The following is a 20803-nucleotide window of genomic DNA, read 5'->3' on the forward strand; positions in this document are numbered from 1 at the left end:
GAGGACTAACAAATGTCATTAGATGCGAGCAGAGTCATACTTGGAACGTACGGTCAAGTATTTATCGACGGGAATTGGCAAGCGAATTTCAACCATCTGGAAGCCAAGGTAGAGGTTCAGAAGAAAGAGCTGAATCTCTCCGGAGATTCCTGGGTTCGCCATAAGCTGGGTGCGAAGAAGGGAACGGGAACGGTCAGCGGATTTAAAGTGACCAGCTTTATGCTGGAAAAAGGCTTTACTAAATTCGAGATTATTTCCAAATTGGCAGACCCGGAAAGCTACGGCTTCGAACGCGTGCGTCTGGTCAATGTCATTCCGGACCGCCTGCAGCTCGCCAACTGGACGGCCGGCGAAGAAGTGAAGGAAGAAATTTCTTTCACGTTTGAAGGCTACGAGCTTTTAGACCCGATTAAAGCGTAACGACAAAAAGTAACGGTAAAAAGGAGAAGATAAACGATGATGGATGAACAAATTTTGCAAAGACTGCTGGAAGCGGACCGTATCCCGGAAAAAACGGTAAACCTGTCTCGTCTGGGAGTTCCTGTCACGCTGCGCGGATTAACCGGCAAGCAAGTTTACTTGCTTCGCGAGCGCTGCACGGAGCGCACGGAAAGAAAAGGGCAGATGGTGGAGCGTCTGGATGAAGAGCAGTTCAACGTAGCTTTGATCGCGGCCTCTACGGTTTCCCCCAATTGGGGGGACTCCCGTTTGCTGGCGAAATACCAGGCGAGCGGAGCCGAGGAGGTTATCAAGCGGATTTTGCTGGCGGGTGAATTGTCTGCGCTCGGCGACTCCGTGCTCGACGTTAGTGGCTTCAATACAACGCTGGAAGAAGTAAAAAACTAATCGTCTCCGGCGGACTTGGAGGAATGCTCCATGCCATATGGGTAAGACATCACCTCCGCCCCGGAGAATTCTGGAAGCTCCCTCGCGGGGAACAGCTCTTCCTGCTCGCCAGTATGGAACTGGAGCTTGAGCATGAAGAGAGAGTTCGTCAAATGAGAGAATGAAAGAAGTGAAGTGCAGATGGCTGAAGCTGCTTTGGGGCGAATCCAGCTATTACAGCAAATGCAAGAACGGCTGCGCCAGTCATTTGGCCCTATAAGCTCTGCGATTCAAGCGGTTGAAGATAAGATGAACCGTGCGGGAGCGGCAGCAAGCGCCCTAAGCGCCATGAAGATTACGCCGAAGATCGAATCGATCGTCGGCATTCGGGTCGAAAGCTCGGGAGGAGCTTCAGGGTCGGGCGGGGGCTTGGGCAATATGGGCAAGTCCCTCATGACCGGCGTGGCCGATGGATTGGGCGACGTACAAAAGGCGCTGTCAGGCTTGGGGCCGTCCTTTTTGGGCGGAGTCTCCGCCGGCGTCGAGGATCTTGGCAAGTCGCTAAACAGTCTGGGTTCGGACGCTCTGGCGGGAGTGAGCACAGGCGTGAAGGAGCTCGGCGAAGCGCTGAAAGGGATGGGCACAGATGCCTTCGGCGGCGCGAGCGAGGGCGTGAAGGGGCTCGGCGAAGCGCTGAAGGGTATGGGCACGGATGCTTTTGGCGGTGCGAGCGTGGGTGTGCAGGGGCTCGGCGAGGCGCTGAAAGGCATGGGCCTCGATGCGTTTGGCGGCGCGAGCGCGGGCGTGAAAGAGCTCGGTGAGGCGCTGAAAGGCTTTAGCACGGACGCTTTTGGTGGCTTGAGCACGGGCGTGAGGGAACTCGGCGCAGCGTTGCAAGGCTTCGGCACGACCGGCCTAGTCGGACTGAGCGCCGGTGTAAAGGAACTCGGCGTAGCGTTCAATGATTTCGGTACAACCGGCTTGGGCGGCGTGAGCGCGGGCGTGAAGGAAGTCGGCGCGGCGTTCAATGACTTCGGTACAACTGGCTTGGGCGGCGTGAGCGCCGGCGTGAAGGAACTCGGCGCAGCGTTCAAAGACTTCGGCACGACCGGGTTAGGCGGCGTGAGCGCCGGTGTGAAGGAAGTCGGTGCGGCGTTCAATGACTTCGGCACGACCGGCTTGGGTGGCGTGAGCGCCGGCGTGAAGGAGCTCGGCGCAGCCCTTAAGGATTTCGGCACGACCGGCTTGGGCGGCATAGGCAAGGGCATCAAAGAACTCAGCGGAGCCATCGGGGGTATCGGTACGACCGCTTTGGGCGGCATAAGCAAAGGCATCAAAGAAATGAACGAAGCCATCGGAGGTATTGGTACAACCGCCTTTGGCGGCCTGAGTAAAGGCATCACAGAATTTAGCGAAGCCATCGGAGGTATCGGTACAACCGCTTTTAGTGGCCTGAGTAAAGGCATCACAGAATTTAGCGAAGCCATCGGGGGTATCGGTACGACCGCCTTTGGCGGCCTCAGTAAAGGCATCACAGAACTGAGCGAAGCCATCGGAGGTATCGGCACAACCGCCTTAAGCGGCGTCAGTAAAGGGATCAAAGATTTAAGCGGATCTTTTGACGGTGTCGGTACCGGGATTAGCACGGTGGGCAAATCGCTGACGGACCTGGGCAAAGGTCTGGTTGATTTGGGGAAAGGCATTGTTGACGTCATTACCATGATTGGCGGAGCGCTGAAAGAGCTTAAGGGAACCGGAGCTGCCGCAGCAGGCGGCGGGGGAAAAGGCGGCCCGGAGCGTGGAAGCGGGAAAGGCAAAAAAACGAAGGGTCGGGCATCTGCAAGCCTCAGCTCGGCGGCTGACAAAGTGAAGAGCTCCTCTAAGTCATCCGGCAAGAGTACCAAAGGCGCAGCGTCCACAATCATGAACTCGGCGGCTGATGGAGTGAAAAGCTCTGCTAAAGCCTCTGCAAGCAAAGGTCCGAAGTTGGGCGGAAAAAAAGGCGGCCTTTTAGGCGCTCTTGCTTTAGGAGCCGTCGGGGCAGCCGGCGAAGATAGTCCAATGGAGGCGGTGAAGAGTACGGCGGGCGGACTGCTATCCGAAGGGCTGGGAAAGTTAACCAAGCTTCCGGGAGTCAAGTCGATTGCCAAGAAGATTCCCGGTTTGAACGTCTTGTCGGGCGTGATGGATGTTGCCACCTCAGACAACAAAGCTGCTGCAGCGACGAAAGCGACCGGCGAGTTGGCCGGCGGCGCGATCGGCGGGACGATTGGCGCAGCCATTGGAACGGCGCTGCTGCCTGGCATCGGAACGGTAGCAGGGGGCTTCGTAGGCAACATGGTGGGCTCGATGGCCGGAGGCTTCCTGGCGGAAAAGGTGTCCGGCTTCGCCAGCAAATGGTTCAAGAAAGAAGAGAAGCCCGCCGTGAAAACGGAACCGCCTGCGCAGCCGGCTATTTATCCGGGCACTAATCCGGCGCTGGCATCCGGCAGCGCGCTTTATCCGATAGGAAATGGAGCGCCCGCGGTCGTAGAAAAGCCGGTCGGACCGAGCCCTCTCAATGTCTCCGTTTCCGGTATCAATGTTCGAGTTGAAGACAAATTAAACGAAGACGACTTGGCGCTGCGTATCGGCCAGAAGATCGTCAAGGATGTCAGACTTGCCATGGAAAACAGAGTTTAAGACAAAGTGGTGATGATGCGATGGACTTTATACTGATGGACCCTGCGGGAACCAAGCTCCATTTTCCGGTTAACCCTCAAGAGGTCAGCATTCGTCGCGAGAAAAAATTTGAAACGGTTAATATCCTAAGTTTGGGAGAAATTGATTTTCCGCAGGGAGAGAAGGTAAAGGAAATTACCTTCTCTTCTTTTTTTCCTAAAGAATATGACATGAGCTATTGCCGGTACGAGCCGGTCCCGGACCCGCAGTTTGCGATGAATCAGCTAAATACGTGGATGGTGGACAAGAAGCCCGTGCAGTTGATTATTACCGATACGGCCGTCAATGTGTTCGTGCTCGTCTCTTCGCATGTCAGCACGTTCCGCGGAGGAGAACCGGGAGACGTCTATTTTGACCTGACTTGCCGGACCTGGAGGGAAGTGAAGATTCGGACAGCTACCGATACTTCGCCTTCCCAGAGAACGGATTTAAAGCCCGTACCCAAAACCTATGTGGTAAAATCCGACGATTCCTTATGGAAAATTGCCAAATTGAATCTTGGATCGGGGAGCAGATTGGGTGAAATTTATGAGTTAAATAAAGACCTCATCGGTCCAGATCCAAATCAAATTTATCCCGGGCAAGAATTAGTGATGCCTTAACAAGCTCGCACCACATGTAGGGAGGTTTAATTTTTGGATAGTCCGTTTAAACAACTTGCTTCTCTGCTCGATACGAGAATTTCCGGCCACACGTCGCAAGCGGTGGCCGGATTGCAGGCCGAGATGGGAACGATGACGACAAGCGGGTTAAAACTGGACAGCTACAAATATGAAATTCAGGATTATATGACGGCAGACTGGCGAGTTGAGCTTGAACTGCCGGCATTCAGTTTAACGGGAACGATCAATGGTGGCGGCTCGGCCAAGATCGATTTTGAAACCGCCCGAATCCCTGATGTCAAAATTCATTTCAAAGAGGGCCTGCAGCCGGGAGACCGGGTTTTGGTGCAGCCCGTGAATAACGGCAGTGATTTTGTCGTTTTATGCAAGGTGGTGGTGTAGATGGCAAGTTTATTTCCAAGCTCGCCCGTATTGCCGGAGGCTTCGGAATTCGCCGTGCGCACCATCGGCTTCGGACGCAGCTGGAAGTTCGATTATGCAGCGGGAGAATTTGTTACGACGCCGACGGGGAAGGTGGCGGAGTCCAGAGGGGTTGAGGCCTGGCTGGAATGGTGCAACAAGGCGCTTTCGACAGCCCGTTACCGGTATTTGGCTTACACCCGCAACTACGGTCAGGAGTTCGACGACTTGATCGCCAAGGGACTGAATCGTTCCGGAAACGAAAGCGAGATTAAACGGATTGCAACCGAATGCTTGACCGTCGACCCTCGCACGGCAAGCGTGAGCAATTTTCAATTTAACTGGCAAGGCGAAACCTGCATGTTCACTTGTGAGGTAAGAAATATTCATGGAACGACAGGCACTTTAACGGGAAGTGTGGTGGCCAAGTAGATGACAGTGTTGCCTGATTATTTAAAGGATCAAACGGAAGAAGCGATTATGCAAAGAATGCTGGACGCCCTGCCCTCCGATCTGGACAAGGCTGAAGGCAGTTATATATGGGACTCTCTGGCCCCGGCTGCCATTCAATTAGCACAAGGAGCCATTTGGGCGAGAGAAGTTTTGCGCAGGGGGTTTGTCGGCTCCACCTTTGGCGAATATTTGGATTTGCGCTGCGCAGAGCACGGCATTACACGCAAGGCAGCGGTAAAAGCACGGGGCGAAATTCAATTCAAAGGAGCGGCGGGGGCGGAAATCTCGGCCGGAACGATTGTGGCTACGCTGGCCGATTCCGCTATTGGCGAGCCGTCGATTGAATTCAAGACGCTGTCCAAAGTCGTGTTGGACCCAAGCGGTGCGGGGACCGTCAACATTGAAGCGATCGTCGGCGGCAAAAGCGGCAACGTCTCTGCCAGGGCGATTCAACTACTGGTATCGCCGCTCTCGGGAATTTCCAGTGTGACCAATCTGAAGGAAACTTCCGGCGGTCTCAATATGGAAGATGACGCGGCCTTGCAGCTTCGTTATTTGCAGCGGGTACGCTCTACATCCGCCGGAGGAAACAAAGCGGACTATATGAATTGGGTCACCGAGGTATCGGGAGTCGGCGGTGCTGCCATCATGCCTGTCGATGAAGGTCCCGGCACCGTAGGCATCTATGTGGTGGATACCTCCATGAAGCCGGCGTCTTTGGCTATTGCGGAAGCGGTGCAGCATTACATTGCGCCCCCGTATACCTTGGTGGAAGAGGACTCCGTGCTGGCACAAGGGGGAAAAGGCGTATCCACAGATACGTCCCAGCAGGATGCCAGAAACAAGTCTGCCCTCCAGTTTGCGTATAGCTCCGACGGCATAGGTACGGCCAAGCGCACGGAATTGGATACGGCTCTGCCGAAGCAAGCAGGCATATGGAGAGTGAGGCCGCATTTCAAAGTGAGCAGTACGGCGGGGACCGCGAATTTGGTTGAATTCGGGATATGGAATCATTCCCGCAACGGATGGGCGAAAACGGGACCAAGCAGTACCGTGGATGCCGTACAAGTGAAATCGGCTAAGGATTTGCTCAGTTTCTTCAAATATTCCGGCTCCGTTGACCCTATCGTTGCTTCGCGGGATTGGCCGGTGTGGGCCGACTTTTACTGGAACGGGGAAGACCATCTCGAATTGCGAATCACCCGTCTGCAGAGCGATACGACCACGACGCTTTGGCTGGATAATGTCGTATACACGTCTGCATTTTCCAAAAATACAGGGGAAGGCAAGGCGCCGATCGGCGTTCGGGTCTCGGTACGCCCTGCCATTCAGATACCGATCGACATCAAGGTAACGCTCAATGTGCTGCCAGGCAGCAATGTGACCGCCATTCAGAACGAAATCAAGCAAAAGTTTGACAAATATCTCACATCGCTTTCTTTCAAAGAAAATAACGATGTGCTCTATACCCGTCTGGGGCAAATCATTTTGGATACACAGGGCGTCGTGGATTACGATCAAACGAGCTTTTTTATTAATAACAGCCAGAAAAATATCATTGTGTCCGCCAATGAAGTGGCTGTGCTGGGAGATGTGACGTTCCGATGAAGTATCAGCTGACGAGTCCCAGGGCACAAACGATGATGGACTATTTGCCCGAGTATTACGGCACCTCCGCCATTATGGGCGCCATTGTCGATCAGCAGGCGGCTGAACTCGATAAGTTATACCAGACTTTGGACGAAGTATTGAAGCAGTATTTTGTGCAAACGGCGACGTGGGGACTTGATTTATGGGAGATGGAGCTTGGGCTTCCGGTCCGGTATCAGCTGCCGGACAACGAACGAAAGGGCTTTATTCTTTCACGAATCCGCGGCATTGGCACAGCGACCCGTTCTACCGTGGAACAAGTGGCCGAATCGTTCGGGAACGGAAGCATGGATATCATCGAAGATTTCCAAGCGTACCGGATCATCGTACGATTTGCCGAAAAAACGGGGATTCCATCGAATATTCAGGACCTGCAGACGGCTTTGCGGGAAGTGGTTCCCGCTCATTTGGATATTCAGTATGAGTACAATCATTTGACCTGGGACAATCTGGAGTCCAAGCATGTAACGTGGGACACGATCGAAAACCTTCATCTGACATGGGATCAATTTCAGGAATATTTGTAATCATACATCGTGGATGGGATCAATTGGGATATGGCGGATATTTTGCATCACCCTATTAGCTTGGAGTTCTTGAAGGAAAAGAAGCTGAGACAGCTGCGGCTGCAGTGCGAGAATCGGATTTTATCCGGTTTTTCTTCGGTCCGGACGAAGCATAAGTACTCTTATAGCGTTTATGATCAGATTAATACGACAGGGCAGATCGTAATGCTGTTGGCCGATAACAGCATTACGGATGTCGTCTGGAAAACGGAGGATCAAGGATTCGTCACGCATACCCGGGAAGAGTTCATTTCCGTTGCATCCGAGGCCGACGCCCATAAGAAAAGCTGCTTGACCCGGTATCAGCAATTAAAAGAGCAACTGCACGTTGCGCGGAACGTGGAGGAGCTTGAACATATCCAGTGGGAGTAGCGAGCCGGGACATTTTGATACGAATTGGTTGTGATATGGATGATGAAGGTCATTGAAGATTTCATTGTGTGGCTAGTGGCGCATTGGAAAGAGATCAGTCTGCAAGCTGCGCTGACCTCTCTGGCGGTCATTTGGACCAAACGCGTAGGAATCAAGCAGGTGAAGAAATACCTGACGCAGGTGGCGCCCAAATACTTCAAAGATGAAGACAATATGGTGGAGCTGCTCAAAACGCAAAGCGAAATCATCAAAGAACTGCATTTTCAGGTCAATAGCTTGGAGAAAGAGTCCGCAGTGACCCGACAATACGTGGAAGGAAAAATTCGCGAAATCAATATGAAGATGAAAAGCAGCTAGGTGAAACTTAGGAAAGGGAAGATGGCCGTGCTGAAGCAAAAATTGGGCAGCCGCAAATTTTGGGCCTTATTGGCGGCGGTGATCACAAGTGCTCTGGTCCTGTTCAATGTTGATAATAATACGATCGCGAAAGTCGTCGCCTTAGTAACGAATGTAGGAGCGATTGCGACGTACATCTTGGTCGAGGGTTACATTGACGGCAAAAGGATCGCCAAAGAACAGACAGGAGGTGCCGAGAATGGGGAACCCGACTACTCTAAGAGCGATTCAACTGGTTCAACTGCCGTATAGCGTCAAGCCTATTCTCGACATTACGGATTCTCTGTTGACTAGTTCGACCAATCCGTACAAAATGCGCCGGTTTGAGGATATCACGCATATCAGTGTCCATCACTCCGCGGTAGAAGGCGGAACGCCCGAAGGCTACGCGAGAGCGCACGTGAACACGAACGGCTGGGGCGGCATCGGCTATCATATCGTGATTAAGGGCGATCAAATTTACCAGACGAACGATTTGCTCACGTTCAGCTATCATACGTCGTCGAATAATGCTTATACGGTAGGCATTTCCGTCTCGGGGGACTTGTCCAAACGCAATTTGACCTCGCAAGAGCGCGAGTGTCTGTACGCCGCGATTATGACGGTGCGCTCCATATTCAACATTCCCGTCGAGAACGTGATGGGGCACAACGAGTATCCGAACAACAACACGGCTTGTCCGTGCATTAGCATGAATCAGGTGCGGGCGGACTTGAAAGATTTGGACATGAAGCTCAAATATATGGGCAGCAGCGAAAGTAAAAGAAAGAACGCCTATGCCATCGCCAATCAAATTCTGTACATGTACAACATGGCGCAAGGCAACGATGGAAACGCAGAGTGGGCGCTAAACAAAATTATTCAGTTGGAGCCGAAAATGAAAGAGCTGGGCTTGTTATGAGGACATACCTGACCGGGTATGTCTTGAGCTTGTTGAGAAACCCGCTTCGCGTAGAAAACTCTCTGCATACGCCGGTGGGGTATATCCCTCCAGCCGCTCTTGAAACCCGTGAATTGGATTAGAATTAGCGGTATTTTCACGGGTTTCAAAGGCGGACGTAAACTCTTACGGGATATACCCCGCCTCTATTTGGCTGAGTTTTTCTACTACCAGGGTTTCTCAACACTCTGAGGACATACCTAATACAGGTATGTCTTTTTTTGTATTTACCTTCGAGAATGCTTAGGGATTAGGGGGATTTGGAATGAGCAAAAGATCGCCGAGCGATTTTATTTTGATGCTGATGTGTAATGAGGTATATGATAAAACATTATTTGTTGGAAAATATTTAGAAAATTTCAAAAAATTAAATCAAATGATAGGGAAAGTGGTTTTGTCTGATTGGGAAATCTTTCAGCTCCCGGTACAAGAGGAAGCACAATATGGCTTTTATGCGGCAATATATTATAACGAAAGGACAACTGAATTTGTCGTTGCCATGAGAGGGACTGACGGGTGGTTCGAAGGACTGCCTGAGGACTGGAATAAGAACGATTTATTAGAAAATATAACTCCTAGTTGGATTTCAAAAGAAGTTTTATTCGGAGCTAGACCTTTTTTAAATCGTTTCTTCAACGGTGAACGTTTCCAACAAATTATTAGCGACGCTTCGGATTACAAGATTGTATTTACTGGTCATTCCTTAGGTGGAAAATTAGCTCAGGTTGGTTATTGGGATACACGTACGGGGATTTTTGGAGAATGGATTGAGCCAGCGTCTTTGTCTCATGTTGTAACATTTAATTCAGCTGGAGTCTTTATTGACGGTACTGTTCCTGAATTTTTGCACCTTCTAAAAATAAAAGATTCTCTTCCAATACGGAATTATGTAGTCAATGAAGAGATTTTACATCATGTTCCAGGCTGGCGCTTAGGTACCAGAATAATACTGCCATTTTCGCATAAAGAAGGCGACTACACGTTTGATCCGATAAAGAGGCATAACGCGCTATATTACGATAATTATTTTCAATATTACATGGATGAAGGCGGCAATTTCAGCGATCATTTTATTAACCTGAATGGCTCGAATGGAGCGGCAGACTTTTTATATGGCCGTGATCATGTCGATTATATGTATGGATGGGCAGGAAACGATAAACTGTATGGCAACGGAGGAGACGATCAGTTACTTGGCGGCACAGGAGATGATCTCTTGGAAGGAGGCCTTGGCAACGATCTCTACTTTTTCAAAAAGGGAGACGGCAATGATGAAATTGCAGAATACGGCAAGGATCAAGCCGACAAGATTAAACTCATCGGCTTTGGACTGGATGAAATTAAAGTTAATTTTAATCGCGACGGTTATGAAAAGTCACACACCGTTAAAGTAACACTCAGCTTTACTAGCTCATCCGACACACTCACGTTCTTGCATTCCTACGGAGATTGGAACAATATCGAATTCATTCAAATTTGTGACAAATATCATAATATTATTAAAACGGTAAACATCAAAAAATTGGCAGATTTTATCACGATGGAAAACAATTGGTTCAATAACGAGGATCAATTTTCGCTCACCTATCTGCTTGAGTTAGGGAAGAAGTACGGGCAGGCTTTTGAAGCTTCGGACCCGATCGTAATGGATCTGGACGGAGACGGTCTGGAAACCATAGGCATTGAAAAAAGAGTGTTTTTTGACCATGACAGCGACGGGAAGAGCAGCTTGACGGGCTGGGTGGGTCCGGACGACGGCTTGCTTGTGCGCGATTTGAACGGCGATGGAGTCATTAATAACGGGACCGAGCTGTTTGGCGAATATGCCTTGATGAAAGACGGTTCGCGTTCTCAGAATGGATATGCCGCCTTATCGGAATTGGACGACAACCGCGACGGTACAATCGACAAGAACGATGCCGGATTTGCCCAGCTTAAGGTTTGGAAAGATTCCAACAGTGACGGAAAGTCCACCCCGAACGAATTGTTTACGCTACCGGATTTGGGTATTACCGCGATTCATACGAAATACTACGATATCGGCTCCGGCAACGAATCGAACGACAATATTTTGATAAGGGAAAGCGATTATATCAAGCAGGACGGCTCATCCTGGGCCATGGGCGAATATTTTTTCGAGTTGGCAACGAACCGAATCGACCCTGAACAGTTCAAGCAAATCATGAAGCGTCAAGAAGAGCCGGTTTTTGAAAAAAAAGAGCCTCCGATCATACACTCCAACCAATACGAGGTCATCTTGGCTAATCAATACATCATCACGGACATGGTCGAAAAAATCACATTGGAAGAGTCGCTGGACGAAATCGCTTATCGGGCGACCATCGATTTGGTCATCACGGACGATTTTCCCGCCATTGGGCCCGGTCAAGAGATCCGTATATCGGGGATTGCTCCCCAGGGCACGAGTCTGGTCTATCTTTTTCACCCCGGGGTGATCTGGGAGTGCAGCAGCCGCAACAGCGGGCAGAAGCATTTGACGGTAACGGCTTACGACAAGACCATTTACTTGAACAAATGCGAGGACGAGTATTTGCTTCCGGCGGGCCAAACGGCGTCACAAAGGCTGAAACGGTATGCGGCGGACTGGAAAATTCCGTTAGGCCATGTGGCGGAAACGGGAAAAAGTCTTGCCAAAGGCGTCTACCGGTCCCAGACGATTTTCTCCATGATTTTGAACGATTTGAAGGATACGGTATCTCGCGACGGCTTGATGTACCGGGCTCGAATGACCCCGAACGGGCTGGAGCTGTACGAAATAGGGAGCAATTCGCCGGTTTGGATGCTGGACATGGATCAGAATGTCGAGGAGATTACACAGAAGCGGACGCTGGAAGGCGCCGTCACCCAAGTGAAAGTGCTGGGCAAGGCAAAAGAGGAAGACAAGCCGGTGCCGGTGTTAGCGGTAGAGAAGGGGGAAACGGAAAAATACGGCACCCTGCAGCGCATTATTCAAAATAGCAATATTGAAACCGCCAGTCAGGCGAAGAAAGCGGCTCAAAAGCTTCTGACCGGGATGCAAGAAACGATTACGGTGACGGCCATCGATATCAACACGATTCGGGCAGGCGATAAGGTTCAGATTAAGGATTTGGCTTTCATTGTGACCAGCGTCAGACATGAATTGGGCATGCCGGGAAGCATGACGTTGGAGTTGATGCATATCGATGCGGTTCGAAGGAAGTATTTTATGGCGGATTAGGATGATGCGATAGGAATTTAAGCGCTCATGACTGCTCTAGCCCCAGTCTAACAATCCGGACTGGGGCTTTTTGCGGAACATTGCCCGAAAAAGATTAATAGTGTGTAAACTTACGGGAGTCAGAGGGTTTTGGCGAAATATGTCGAATTTTATTTGGTACATTCCTCTAAATCTGCATCCAAAGGGAGCTGCCTTCATGAGACTTCGAAGCGTCAAAGCCAAAACGTTCCTCTTGTTTATGCCCGTCGTGCTTGTTTTGTTTGCTGCCGTCCTAGTCGCCGCTTATGTTTATGCCAAAGGGATCATTCTCGACGAGAGCCGGTATGGCATGAACGAGCAATTGAAAAGCATCGCGAACGACATCGACACCCGGCTCGTTGCGCATACGAGGTTGCCCGAGATGATCGCCCATTCGGTCGAGGATACCTATACGAAGCTCACGCTTCAGGATTACCAGTCCATGACGAAGGGCGGGTTGCAAGTGAACGGGGAGACGTTCGGTCTCGGGATTTTTTTCGAACCCGGCGCCTATAACGCGAAAACAAAATATTTCTCCACGTATGCCTTTCGGGATAAGGACAGCATCAAATCGACGGAAGACTACAACGATCCCAACTACGATTATTTGAGCAAAAACTGGTACAAAGCCGGCGTCAATCAAAAGGCTGCCGTTTATACCGATCCGTATTACGATGAAATAACGAAGGTGTCCATGGTGACGGCGTCGGCTCCCGTCTATAATGCCGGGAAACAGTTTATCGGCGTGGTGACGGGCGATATCGATCTATCCACGCTGCAAAAGACCGTGTCGGACATGAAGGTCGGGGCCACGGGCTGGGCGTTACTTATCCATAAGGACGGCACCTATTTGGCCGGCCCGGATCAAGGGAAAGTCATGAAATCCAAGCTCCAGCAGGACACCGACTCCGCCTTGGCCGGTTTGGGTCAAGAGCTGCTGCAAAACAAAAACGGGAACACGACGTACGCAGGCGCAAACGGCGTGAACCACGTGTTCTATAAAGAAATTCCAAGGACGCAGTGGATTCTCGCGGTCGTGATGCCGGACAAGGAATTGACGGAGCCGCTTACGCAACTGCTGTTCAAGCTCTGTCTGATAGGACTGGCCGGGATTTTGCTGATCGCAGCGGTCATTCTGGTCTACAGCCGCGGGATTACCGTCCAAATCGCCAAGCTGAACAAGCTGTCCGAGAAGCTGGCGGCCGGGGATTTCACGCATCACATTACAGTCTCGAGCCGAGACGAATTCGGGCAAATGTCCGAGCACTTTAACCGGACGACCAGCGAGCTTAGACAGATGCTGAATAAGGTGTCCGAGCATACGCTGCATGCCGCGTCCACCTCCGAGCAGTTGTCCGCCAGCGCCGAGCAGACCAGCAAGGTGGCGGAAAACATTTCCGCGACGATTCAGGAGGTCGCGATGGGTTCCGATGTGCAGCTTCGCGGAGCGGAAGAGACCGTCCGGGCGATGGATGAGCTGACGCTCGGGATTCAGCGCATTGCCGAGTCGTCTTCTTTAGTTCGCGATTCCTCCGAGGAGACGACGGCGAAGGCTTCCGAGGGCAATGCGAAAATCCAGGAAGCGGTAACCGGCATGAGTCAGGTGAACGAGAACGCCAAGCAGACGGCCGACATCATCCGGCAGCTTAACGCGCGCTCCAGGGAAATCGGTAAAATTATGGAAGTGATCACCGGGATCAGCAACCAAACGAATCTGCTCTCGCTGAACGCGGGGATTGAAGCGGCCAGGGCCGGGGAGCACGGCAAAGGGTTTGCCGTGGTGGCCCACGAGATCCGCAAGCTGTCCGAGCAAACGAAGCAATCCGCCGAGCAGGTCGGAGAACTGATTGGTCAAATCCGGAGCTTCGCCGCGGAGGCCGCCGCCTCGGTGGAAACGGGCGCTGAGGAGATGGAGCGGGGGACCCGCCTGGTCGGTCAAGCGGGCGAGGCGTTCCAGGCTATTCTGCACCACATTCATGCGATGGACGAGCAAATCCAAGAGGTTTCCGCCGCTTCCCAGCAAATGTCCGCCAGCTCCGAGCAGGTAAACGCAACGACGCAGGAGCTGTCCCGTATTGCGCGGGAGGCTGCGCACAATGCGCAGCATGTGGCCGCCTCCAGCGAGGAGCAGCTCGCGGCGATGGAGGAGATTGCCGCCTCTTCCGAATCGCTGACGCTCATGGTCGAGGAGCTGCGGGAGCTGATGTCCCGGTTTAAGGTGTGACCCGCAGAGCGGGATTAGCGAATTCGAACGATTTCGCGCCAACAGCCTTCCACCGTCGTCATGCGTCCTGAGCTGGATGCCCGCCGGACTCGCGGCTCAGAATCTGCATTAGCGCCAGTACGAGCGTCTGTCCGTAGTCGTCCGTGCCGCCGTCATCGCTTCGCCAAGCGACAAAGCCGTCCGGACGGACCAGCACGGCCCCTCCGGGACTCAGCCTGAACGCCTGCTGTCCGAGGCCGTCGGGGTCCGCCAGATCGCCATCCGGCCCGAGCAGATAGCAGTCGATGCCGATCCCCAGACGTCCGCGGGCCGTTTCGGCAGCCGCACGCCATGACGCCCCGTCGGGTCCGGCCACAAGCACGAAGCTCCGTTCGAACAAGTCCAGCGTGGAGATTCGGCCGCTCCGATGCCCGACCCAGACGTGCGGAGCCCGGGTACCGGGAGCTGCGTGAAACTCCGGCTGGTCTTGCGGCGCTTCGCTGTCGTCGCTCGCAAGCACGGCGGTCGACTTGTAACGGTACCCCATGGCGGTGACGAGCACGTTGGCGGGAGTTCCCTCCGTTCTCCCTTTGAAAAAAGACAGCATGCTGTTCGCCGCAATCAAGCCGGCCTGCTTCGCCGTAAACCGGGCGACGGGCCGGCGTTCGTCTTCATACGTTTCCAGCAGCCCGGGGCCCGCATGGCCGCGCAGCACCGCCGCCAGCTTCCAAGCCAAGTTATGCGCATCCTGCACCCCCGTATTCGCACCGAAGCCTCCGGTCGGCGGCATGACGTGCGCCGCGTCTCCGGCGAGAAACACGCGGCCCGATTGGAACCGCTCGGCGACGCCTTCGGCGGCTTCCCAAGGCAGCACGCTGAGTATTCGAATGTCGAGGCCGGGGAACCCGAGCGCTTTGGCTAATAGATCCTTGCACCGCTCCGGCGTATAATCCTCCGGCAATTCGTTCTGCGGGTCATAGGGGGCATGGAAGCACCAGCGGTCGCTGTTGTTAATGGCGACGAGCATTCCGGTCGCTTCCGGATGCAGGATGTTGCAGATGCTGAATTCGTGCCCCTGCACCATATCGCGGAGATCCGCCTGAAAGTAGATATTGATCAGAAAACCGTGCGAGTACTCATCCGTCATGGAAATGCCTAGCGCTTGCCGGACCGGGCTTTTCGCTCCGTCGGCGGCGATCAGGTAGCGGGCTCTGACGGTTGAGGCCGTTCCGGTGGCCCGATCGACCAGCTCGGCCGTGACTCCGTCGATATCCTGCCGGAAGGAACGGAGCTCCGTCGAAAAGCGCAGATCGCCGCCGCGGTCGCGTGCGGCCTGCAGCAAGAGCGGCTCGACGACGTCCTGAGTGCAGCGGTTTCCTTGTGTGGGACTGATGTCGTCGTTCGGAACGAACGGGTTCATAAGGCGAAGCGTCGATTCGGGCACGCCGTTTTGGGGCAGATCCAGCTCGGCGGAGGCCAGCGTTTCGGCCGTAAACATCCCCTTGCTTTTCGACAAGGATGCGCCGGCCTCGCGGATCGCCTGCTCCAAGCCTAAGTTCCGGTACAGCTCCATCGTGCGCAGATTGAAGCCGCGGGACCGGGGATGGATGGAAGTGCCGGAATGCCGCTCCGCCAACAGATAAGAAATGCCCTGCCGGTTTAGAAACAAGGCGGCGGACAAGCCGACCAAGCCACCTCCGACGATGATTACAGGTACGCTGTACGTTGTCATCAAAATGACTCCTTTCCCTAATTGGGATTGAATGTAAAATGTAAAAAATGATTCTGCGCTTAAGCTTACTGCACGTTTTTAAATACAGTGTAAATAAATTACAATTTGTTTTCAGCAAGCTGGCGTCAATGGTAATCGGCGCCGGCTTTTTTTATCCCTAAGCCCCGAACTATTTAATCCTGGCATCAATGAGATGGCGTCAAACTTCCGTATGATGTTATATACATCACATTTTCCCCCCCGTTATAATAGCTTCAAGGGATCGCAAAATTAAAATTTGTCATGATTGCGTTCATGGATCGTCTCCGTGAGAGGTCCCTAACAAGAACAGGGGGTAATGATCTTGAAGAAATGGACAACATCGCTCGGACTGCTTTCTTTGTCCGCGTTGGTAGCGCTTACGGCATGTGGGACGCCGGCGTCCCCGGGAAAAGAAGGCAAGGATGCCGCAACCGGTGAAGCGGCTGCGGACGGCGGCAAGAAGACGCTGACGATCGCGACGGTGAACAACCCTGATATGGCCATCATGCAAAAGCTGGCCAAAGACTACGAGAAAGAAACCGGGACCACGGTGAAGTTTTCGGTGCTGCCGGAAAACGATCTCCGCAAGCAGGTGACGGTCGATGTCTCCATGGGCGGGGGCAAATACGATATTGTGACGATCGGCAACTACGACGCGGCGATCTGGGCCAAAAACAAATGGATCGAGCCGCTTACGACCTATTTCGACGGCATGTCTGCCGATGCGAAAACGAAATATGATCTGGAAGATATTTTTCCGGCTGTCCGCGACGGCTTGACTTACGACAAACAATTGTATGCGCTTCCTTTTTACGGCGAAAGCAGCATGCTCTACTACAACAAGGACATGCTGGCCAAAGCCGGCGTGACGATGCCGGAGCATCCGACCTGGGAGCAGGTGGCGGAGATTGCCAAAAAAGTAAAGGCCGCCAACAACGTGCCGGGGATCGTGCTGCGCGGGCTTCCGGGCTGGGGCGAGGTGCTTGCGCCGCTCAACTCGATCATCCATGCGTTCGGCGGCTCCTGGTACGACATGAACTGGAACGCGAAGCTGAACAGCCCGGAAACGGTCAAAGCGGTGAAGTTTTACGCGGACCTGCTGAAGGAAGCGGGACAGCCCGGAGCGACGACAACCGGCTTTACGGAAGCGCTCACGCTGATGTCGACGGGAAAAGCGGCCATGTGGTATGACGCGACGGTGGCGGCCGGATTTTTGAACAATCCGAAAAACTCTCAGGTCGTGGGCAAAATCGGCTATGTAAAAGCGCCTTCGGCTGCTAAAGACAACACTGGCTGGCTGTGGTCCTGGAACCTGGCGATCGAAGCGGCGAGCAAAAACAAAGCGGAAGCGTTCAAGTTCATGACGTGGGCGACAAGCAAGGAATACATCGCCAAAGTCGGGGAAAGCGAAGGCTGGGTCGTCGCGCCTCCGGGCACGCGCAAGTCGACGTACGAGAATCCGAAGTACAAGGAAGCGGCGCCGTTCGCCGACATCGTGATGCAGTCGATGATGTCCGCGGACTACAAGAAGCCGGCCAAAGATCCGGTGCCGTACCAAGGCATTCAATTCGTGTCCATTCCGGAGTTCCAGCAGCTCGGCACGGAGGTCAGCCAAGACATCGCCTCCGCGCTGACCGGCAGCATCAGCGTCGAGGACGCAATGAAGAAGGCGCAGGAGAAAGCGGAAAAAGTCGCCGTCAGCGGCGGATACAAGAAATAAACCCATCCGGCGAAAGGGGAGCGGCCGGTCCGTTCCCTTTTGCCGCACTACATCACGCGAGGAGAGGCGAATGAACACGGTAGAATGGAGTAAAGCCGATATGAAACCTTATACCGCGAAAGCCAAGCGAACGGACGATACGTCCGCCGCGGCAAAAGGGCTATTGTGGCCGGGCATCGCTTTTGTCGCTTTAATTACGCAGATTCCTTTTCTCGTCACGCTGTATTTAAGCGTCCATCAGTGGAACCTGATGCGGCCGGATCAAGGCATTACGTTCGCGGGGCTGTCCAATTTCGTTGCGATTTTGGGCGAAGCGGCGTTCTGGGAAGTGTTGAAAAATACGTTTTTGCTGACGATTCTTTGCTTGGCGTTATGTCTGGTCGGCGGCATGGGGCTGGCGCTGCTGCTGAACCGCGATTTTTTTGGCAAGGGGATTATTCGTACGCTGTTTGTGTCGCCCTTCTTCATCATGCCCGCCGTGTCCGGCATCGTATGGAAGACGGTCATTTTAAATCCGAATTTCGGCTTTAGCGCGTATTTATCTGCGAAGCTGGGCCTGCCTCCGGTCGATTGGCTCGGACAGTATCCGCTAGAAACGATTATTTTCGTCGTCGCTTGGCAGTGGATACCGTTCTTCATGCTGGTGCTGCTTGCCGGCCTGCAGTCGGTTTCCCCCGATCTGATGGAAGCCTCCGTCCTGGACGGCGCCAACCGGATTCAGCAATTTTTCCATGTGACTATTCCTCATCTGTTGAGATATATAGAGGTGGCTTTGCTGCTCGGCCTGATTTTTATTATGGGAACGTTCGGCGAAATTTACGTGACGACGGCGGGCGGCCCCGGCTACGCGTCGACGAACCTGCCTTTCTATTTGTACCGGATCGGGTTCCAGGGCTGGGATATCGGCGGAGCTTCGGCGGTCGGCGTCATGATCGTCATCCTGATGACGGTGTTTATGACCGTGCTGTTTAAGTTTATGCGCAGAACGTTTGGAGGGGAATTGTCATGAGACGACCGCTGTCTATGCTGCTGACGGCCGGAACGTATGTGCTCGCGCTGATCTATTTTTCCCCCGTGCTGTGGCTGCTGATCACCGGCTTCAAGGAGGAGGGGGATGCGGTGGCGATGCCGCCGTCGCTCGTGTTCCAGCCGACCTTGGACAATTACCGCTTGATCTGGGATTCGGGCGCGGGCTCGTTCATGGGGCACTCGGCGACCGTCTCGATCGTCTCCACGATCTTGGCGCTCGCGTTCGGCGTGCCGGCCGCATACGCGCTCGCCATGTTCAAGATCAAGAAGGCGGACGACATTTTGTTCTGGTTCATCTCGACCAAAATGCTTCCGGCGGTCGGCGTCATCATTCCGCTTTATCTCGTATTCAAGCAACTGCATTTGCTGGATTCGCTAACGGCGCTGATCGTGCTGTATACGGCGATGAACGTGCCGCTCGTCGTCTGGATGATGCGCTCGTTCTTCAAGGATATTCCTTACGAGACGATTGAGGCGTATCAGGTGGACGGGGCGACCGGGCTGCAGGGCTTTTTCAAGATTACGCTGCCGCTGGTCCGGCCGGGGATCGTCTCGACGTCGCTGCTCTGTCTCGTCTTCGTCTGGAACGAGTTTTTCTTCGGCGTCAGCCTGACCTCGACGGATGCGGCCACCATGCCGGTCTATATGTCGTCGTTCATGACGCAAGAAGGGCTGTTCTGGGCCAAAATGTCGTCCGTCGCTACGCTGGCCGTTCTGCCTGCGCTGGTGTTGGGCTGGTTTACCCAGCGGCAGCTGGTCCGCGGCTTGACGATGGGCGCAGTGAAGGGCTAGGAGCCAGACGAGAAGCTATATATAAATTTCCAAATTCGGAAAAGGGAGAACTCTATGCAAAAGCAAATGATGAAAGCGGCGGTGCTGGACCGCCCGTTATCGATTGAAGTCAAGGACGTGCCGGTGCCCGAGCCGCGCCCGGACGAAGCGCTGGTGCAGGTGCACTGCATCGGGATTTGCGGCTCGGACGTGCATTATTACGAGCATGGCCGGATCGGCCGGTACGAGGTCAAGCAGCCGATCATCCTCGGGCACGAGGTGGCCGGCACGGTGGTGAAGGTCGGCAGCGCGGTGACGAATGTCGCGGTCGGCGACCGGGTCGCCGTGGAGCCGGGCGTGACGTGCGGACGGTGCAATTACTGCAAGTCGGGCCGGTATAACCTGTGCCCGGACGTCGTCTTCATGGCGACGCCGCCCGTGGACGGGGCTTGGGCGGACTACGTCGCGGTGCGCAGCGACTTCCTGTTCAAGCTGCCGGAGGCGATGAGCTTCGAGGAGGGAGCGCTGCTGGAGCCGCTGTCCGTCGGCATTCACGCGATGACCCGGGGGCGCGTCAAGCCGTCCGACCGCGTGCTGGTGACCGGACTCGGGCCGATCGGCCTGCTGGCGCTGGAAGCGGCCAAGCTGTTCGGCGTGACCGAAATTTACGGCAGCGACGTGATGGAGAGCCGCCGGGAGCTGGCGCTGGAGATGGGCGCGGCCGGAGTCCTCAATCCGGCGGGTGCGCCGGTGAAGGAACAGCTTGACCGCTTGACGGGCGGCGAGGGCGTCGACGTCATCGTCGAAACGTCCGGCAGCGCCCGAGCGATCGCCGATACGATCGGGCTGGCGAAGCGGGGCGGGCGGATCGTCCTGGTCGGACTGCCGACGAGCGACGCGATTCCGCTGGATATTCCGGCGTTGGTCGACGCGGAGCTGGACGTGTACGGCGTGTTCCGCTATGCGAATACGTACCCGGCGGCGATTCAATTGCTCAGCCGCCGCGAGCACGGCATCGCCAAGACGATTACGCACCGGTTTCCGCTTAGCCGGATTCGCGAAGCGGTGGAGACCGCGCGGACGCAGAAGGATACGAGCATCAAAATCATGATTTACCCGAATGAGAACGAATGAAGAAATGGAA

19 protein-coding genes are annotated in these 20803 nt (G+C 53.9%); 18 read left to right on the forward strand and 1 reads right to left on the reverse strand.

All coding sequences use genetic code 11. The features are described from left to right. Positions 1-12: 12 nt before the first annotated feature. The 14 genes from KQX66_RS11255 (at position 13) to KQX66_RS11320 (ending at position 14407) form a co-directional block, all read left to right on the forward strand. A complete protein-coding gene (locus KQX66_RS11255; RefSeq protein WP_063179992.1) occupies positions 13-420 on the forward strand; it encodes a phage tail tube protein in 408 nt (135 codons plus the stop codon). Positions 421-456: 36 nt separating this feature from the next. Beyond that, complete coding sequence (locus KQX66_RS11260) at positions 457-846, forward strand: phage tail assembly chaperone (RefSeq protein WP_063915641.1); 390 nt, start codon at positions 457-459, stop codon at positions 844-846. Positions 847-1026: 180 nt separating this feature from the next. After that, positions 1027-3507 carry a glycine zipper domain-containing protein gene (locus tag KQX66_RS11265; RefSeq protein ID WP_216792557.1) on the forward strand — a complete coding sequence of 827 codons (2481 nt, stop codon included), beginning with the start codon at positions 1027-1029 and terminating at the stop codon, positions 3505-3507. A gap of 20 nt (positions 3508-3527) precedes the next feature. After that, on the forward strand, positions 3528-4148 hold the full coding sequence (locus KQX66_RS11270; protein WP_216792558.1) for a LysM peptidoglycan-binding domain-containing protein: 621 nt from the start codon (positions 3528-3530) through the stop codon (positions 4146-4148). Between the two features lie 33 nt (positions 4149-4181). After that, entirely contained in the window at positions 4182-4550 is a 369-nt protein-coding gene (locus tag KQX66_RS11275) for a DUF2577 family protein (RefSeq protein ID WP_063179998.1), read from the forward strand. After that, complete coding sequence (locus KQX66_RS11280) at positions 4551-5000, forward strand: DUF2634 domain-containing protein (protein WP_216792559.1); 450 nt, start codon at positions 4551-4553, stop codon at positions 4998-5000. Continuing rightward, entirely contained in the window at positions 5001-6629 is a 1629-nt protein-coding gene (locus KQX66_RS11285) for a baseplate J/gp47 family protein (protein ID WP_216792560.1), read from the forward strand. Then, on the forward strand, positions 6626-7198 hold the full coding sequence (locus tag KQX66_RS11290) for a putative phage tail protein (RefSeq protein ID WP_216792561.1): 573 nt from the start codon (positions 6626-6628) through the stop codon (positions 7196-7198). Before KQX66_RS11285 ends, KQX66_RS11290 begins: the two co-directional genes overlap by 4 nt. 30 nt (positions 7199-7228) lie before the next feature. Beyond that, entirely contained in the window at positions 7229-7609 is a 381-nt protein-coding gene (locus tag KQX66_RS11295; RefSeq protein ID WP_216792562.1) for a DUF4376 domain-containing protein, read from the forward strand. Between the two features lie 39 nt (positions 7610-7648). Continuing rightward, positions 7649-7966: a hypothetical protein gene (locus KQX66_RS11300; protein ID WP_108530156.1), complete on the forward strand. Its 318-nt coding sequence runs from the start codon at positions 7649-7651 to the stop codon at positions 7964-7966. Positions 7967-7987: 21 nt separating this feature from the next. Next, entirely contained in the window at positions 7988-8257 is a 270-nt protein-coding gene (locus tag KQX66_RS11305; RefSeq protein ID WP_216792563.1) for a hypothetical protein, read from the forward strand. Next, positions 8205-8906 carry a peptidoglycan recognition protein family protein gene (locus KQX66_RS11310; protein WP_216792564.1) on the forward strand — a complete coding sequence of 234 codons (702 nt, stop codon included), beginning with the start codon at positions 8205-8207 and terminating at the stop codon, positions 8904-8906. Before KQX66_RS11305 ends, KQX66_RS11310 begins: the two co-directional genes overlap by 53 nt. A 304-nt stretch (positions 8907-9210) precedes the next feature. Continuing rightward, on the forward strand, positions 9211-12165 hold the full coding sequence (locus KQX66_RS37990) for an SPM autocatalytic domain-containing protein (RefSeq protein WP_216792565.1): 2955 nt from the start codon (positions 9211-9213) through the stop codon (positions 12163-12165). Positions 12166-12361: 196 nt separating this feature from the next. After that, positions 12362-14407: a methyl-accepting chemotaxis protein gene (locus KQX66_RS11320; protein WP_216792566.1), complete on the forward strand. Its 2046-nt coding sequence runs from the start codon at positions 12362-12364 to the stop codon at positions 14405-14407. Between the two features lie 58 nt (positions 14408-14465). On the opposite strand, the gene KQX66_RS11325 is transcribed toward KQX66_RS11320, so the two are convergent. Next, a complete protein-coding gene (locus tag KQX66_RS11325) occupies positions 14466-16118 on the reverse strand; it encodes an FAD-dependent monooxygenase (protein ID WP_216792567.1) in 1653 nt (550 codons plus the stop codon). A gap of 337 nt (positions 16119-16455) precedes the next feature. Between KQX66_RS11325 and KQX66_RS11330 the strand changes: the two genes are divergently transcribed. From KQX66_RS11330 to KQX66_RS11345, 4 genes are all read left to right on the forward strand, one after another. Next, a complete protein-coding gene (locus tag KQX66_RS11330) occupies positions 16456-17859 on the forward strand; it encodes an ABC transporter substrate-binding protein (RefSeq protein ID WP_216792568.1) in 1404 nt (467 codons plus the stop codon). Positions 17860-17929: 70 nt separating this feature from the next. Continuing rightward, a complete protein-coding gene (locus tag KQX66_RS11335) occupies positions 17930-18868 on the forward strand; it encodes a carbohydrate ABC transporter permease (RefSeq protein WP_216792569.1) in 939 nt (312 codons plus the stop codon). After that, positions 18865-19680 (forward strand): carbohydrate ABC transporter permease, encoded by an 816-nt coding sequence (locus KQX66_RS11340; protein ID WP_216792570.1) that lies wholly within the window; start codon positions 18865-18867, stop codon positions 19678-19680. Before KQX66_RS11335 ends, KQX66_RS11340 begins: the two co-directional genes overlap by 4 nt. A gap of 54 nt (positions 19681-19734) precedes the next feature. Further along, the gene (locus KQX66_RS11345) at positions 19735-20793 is read left to right on the forward strand and encodes an NAD(P)-dependent alcohol dehydrogenase (RefSeq protein WP_216792571.1); all 1059 of its coding nucleotides are present in this window, start codon (positions 19735-19737) and stop codon (positions 20791-20793) included. Positions 20794-20803 lie beyond the last annotated feature (10 nt).

It is taken from the genome of Paenibacillus oleatilyticus (assembly GCF_018998565.1).
Classification (GTDB): domain Bacteria; phylum Bacillota; class Bacilli; order Paenibacillales; family NBRC-103111; genus Paenibacillus_G; species Paenibacillus_G oleatilyticus.

Coding starts and splice junctions, on each gene's coding strand:
- KQX66_RS11320 (WP_216792566.1), top strand. CDS start 12,362: ATGAGACTTCGAAGCGTCAAAGCCAAAACGTTCCTCTTGTTTATGCCC.
- KQX66_RS11295 (WP_216792562.1), top strand. CDS start 7,229: ATGGCGGATATTTTGCATCACCCTATTAGCTTGGAGTTCTTGAAGGAA.
- KQX66_RS11305 (WP_216792563.1), top strand. CDS start 7,988: ATGGCCGTGCTGAAGCAAAAATTGGGCAGCCGCAAATTTTGGGCCTTA.
- KQX66_RS37990 (WP_216792565.1), top strand. CDS start 9,211: ATGAGCAAAAGATCGCCGAGCGATTTTATTTTGATGCTGATGTGTAAT.
- KQX66_RS11300 (WP_108530156.1), top strand. CDS start 7,649: ATGATGAAGGTCATTGAAGATTTCATTGTGTGGCTAGTGGCGCATTGG.
- KQX66_RS11285 (WP_216792560.1), top strand. CDS start 5,001: ATGACAGTGTTGCCTGATTATTTAAAGGATCAAACGGAAGAAGCGATT.
- KQX66_RS11290 (WP_216792561.1), top strand. CDS start 6,626: ATGAAGTATCAGCTGACGAGTCCCAGGGCACAAACGATGATGGACTAT.
- KQX66_RS11265 (WP_216792557.1), top strand. CDS start 1,027: ATGGCTGAAGCTGCTTTGGGGCGAATCCAGCTATTACAGCAAATGCAA.
- KQX66_RS11310 (WP_216792564.1), top strand. CDS start 8,205: ATGGGGAACCCGACTACTCTAAGAGCGATTCAACTGGTTCAACTGCCG.
- KQX66_RS11330 (WP_216792568.1), top strand. CDS start 16,456: ATGATCTTGAAGAAATGGACAACATCGCTCGGACTGCTTTCTTTGTCC.
- KQX66_RS11260 (WP_063915641.1), top strand. CDS start 457: ATGATGGATGAACAAATTTTGCAAAGACTGCTGGAAGCGGACCGTATC.
- KQX66_RS11335 (WP_216792569.1), top strand. CDS start 17,930: ATGAACACGGTAGAATGGAGTAAAGCCGATATGAAACCTTATACCGCG.
- KQX66_RS11340 (WP_216792570.1), top strand. CDS start 18,865: ATGAGACGACCGCTGTCTATGCTGCTGACGGCCGGAACGTATGTGCTC.
- KQX66_RS11325 (WP_216792567.1), bottom strand. CDS start 16,118: ATGACAACGTACAGCGTACCTGTAATCATCGTCGGAGGTGGCTTGGTC.
- KQX66_RS11280 (WP_216792559.1), top strand. CDS start 4,551: ATGGCAAGTTTATTTCCAAGCTCGCCCGTATTGCCGGAGGCTTCGGAA.
- KQX66_RS11255 (WP_063179992.1), top strand. CDS start 13: ATGTCATTAGATGCGAGCAGAGTCATACTTGGAACGTACGGTCAAGTA.
- KQX66_RS11270 (WP_216792558.1), top strand. CDS start 3,528: ATGGACTTTATACTGATGGACCCTGCGGGAACCAAGCTCCATTTTCCG.
- KQX66_RS11345 (WP_216792571.1), top strand. CDS start 19,735: ATGCAAAAGCAAATGATGAAAGCGGCGGTGCTGGACCGCCCGTTATCG.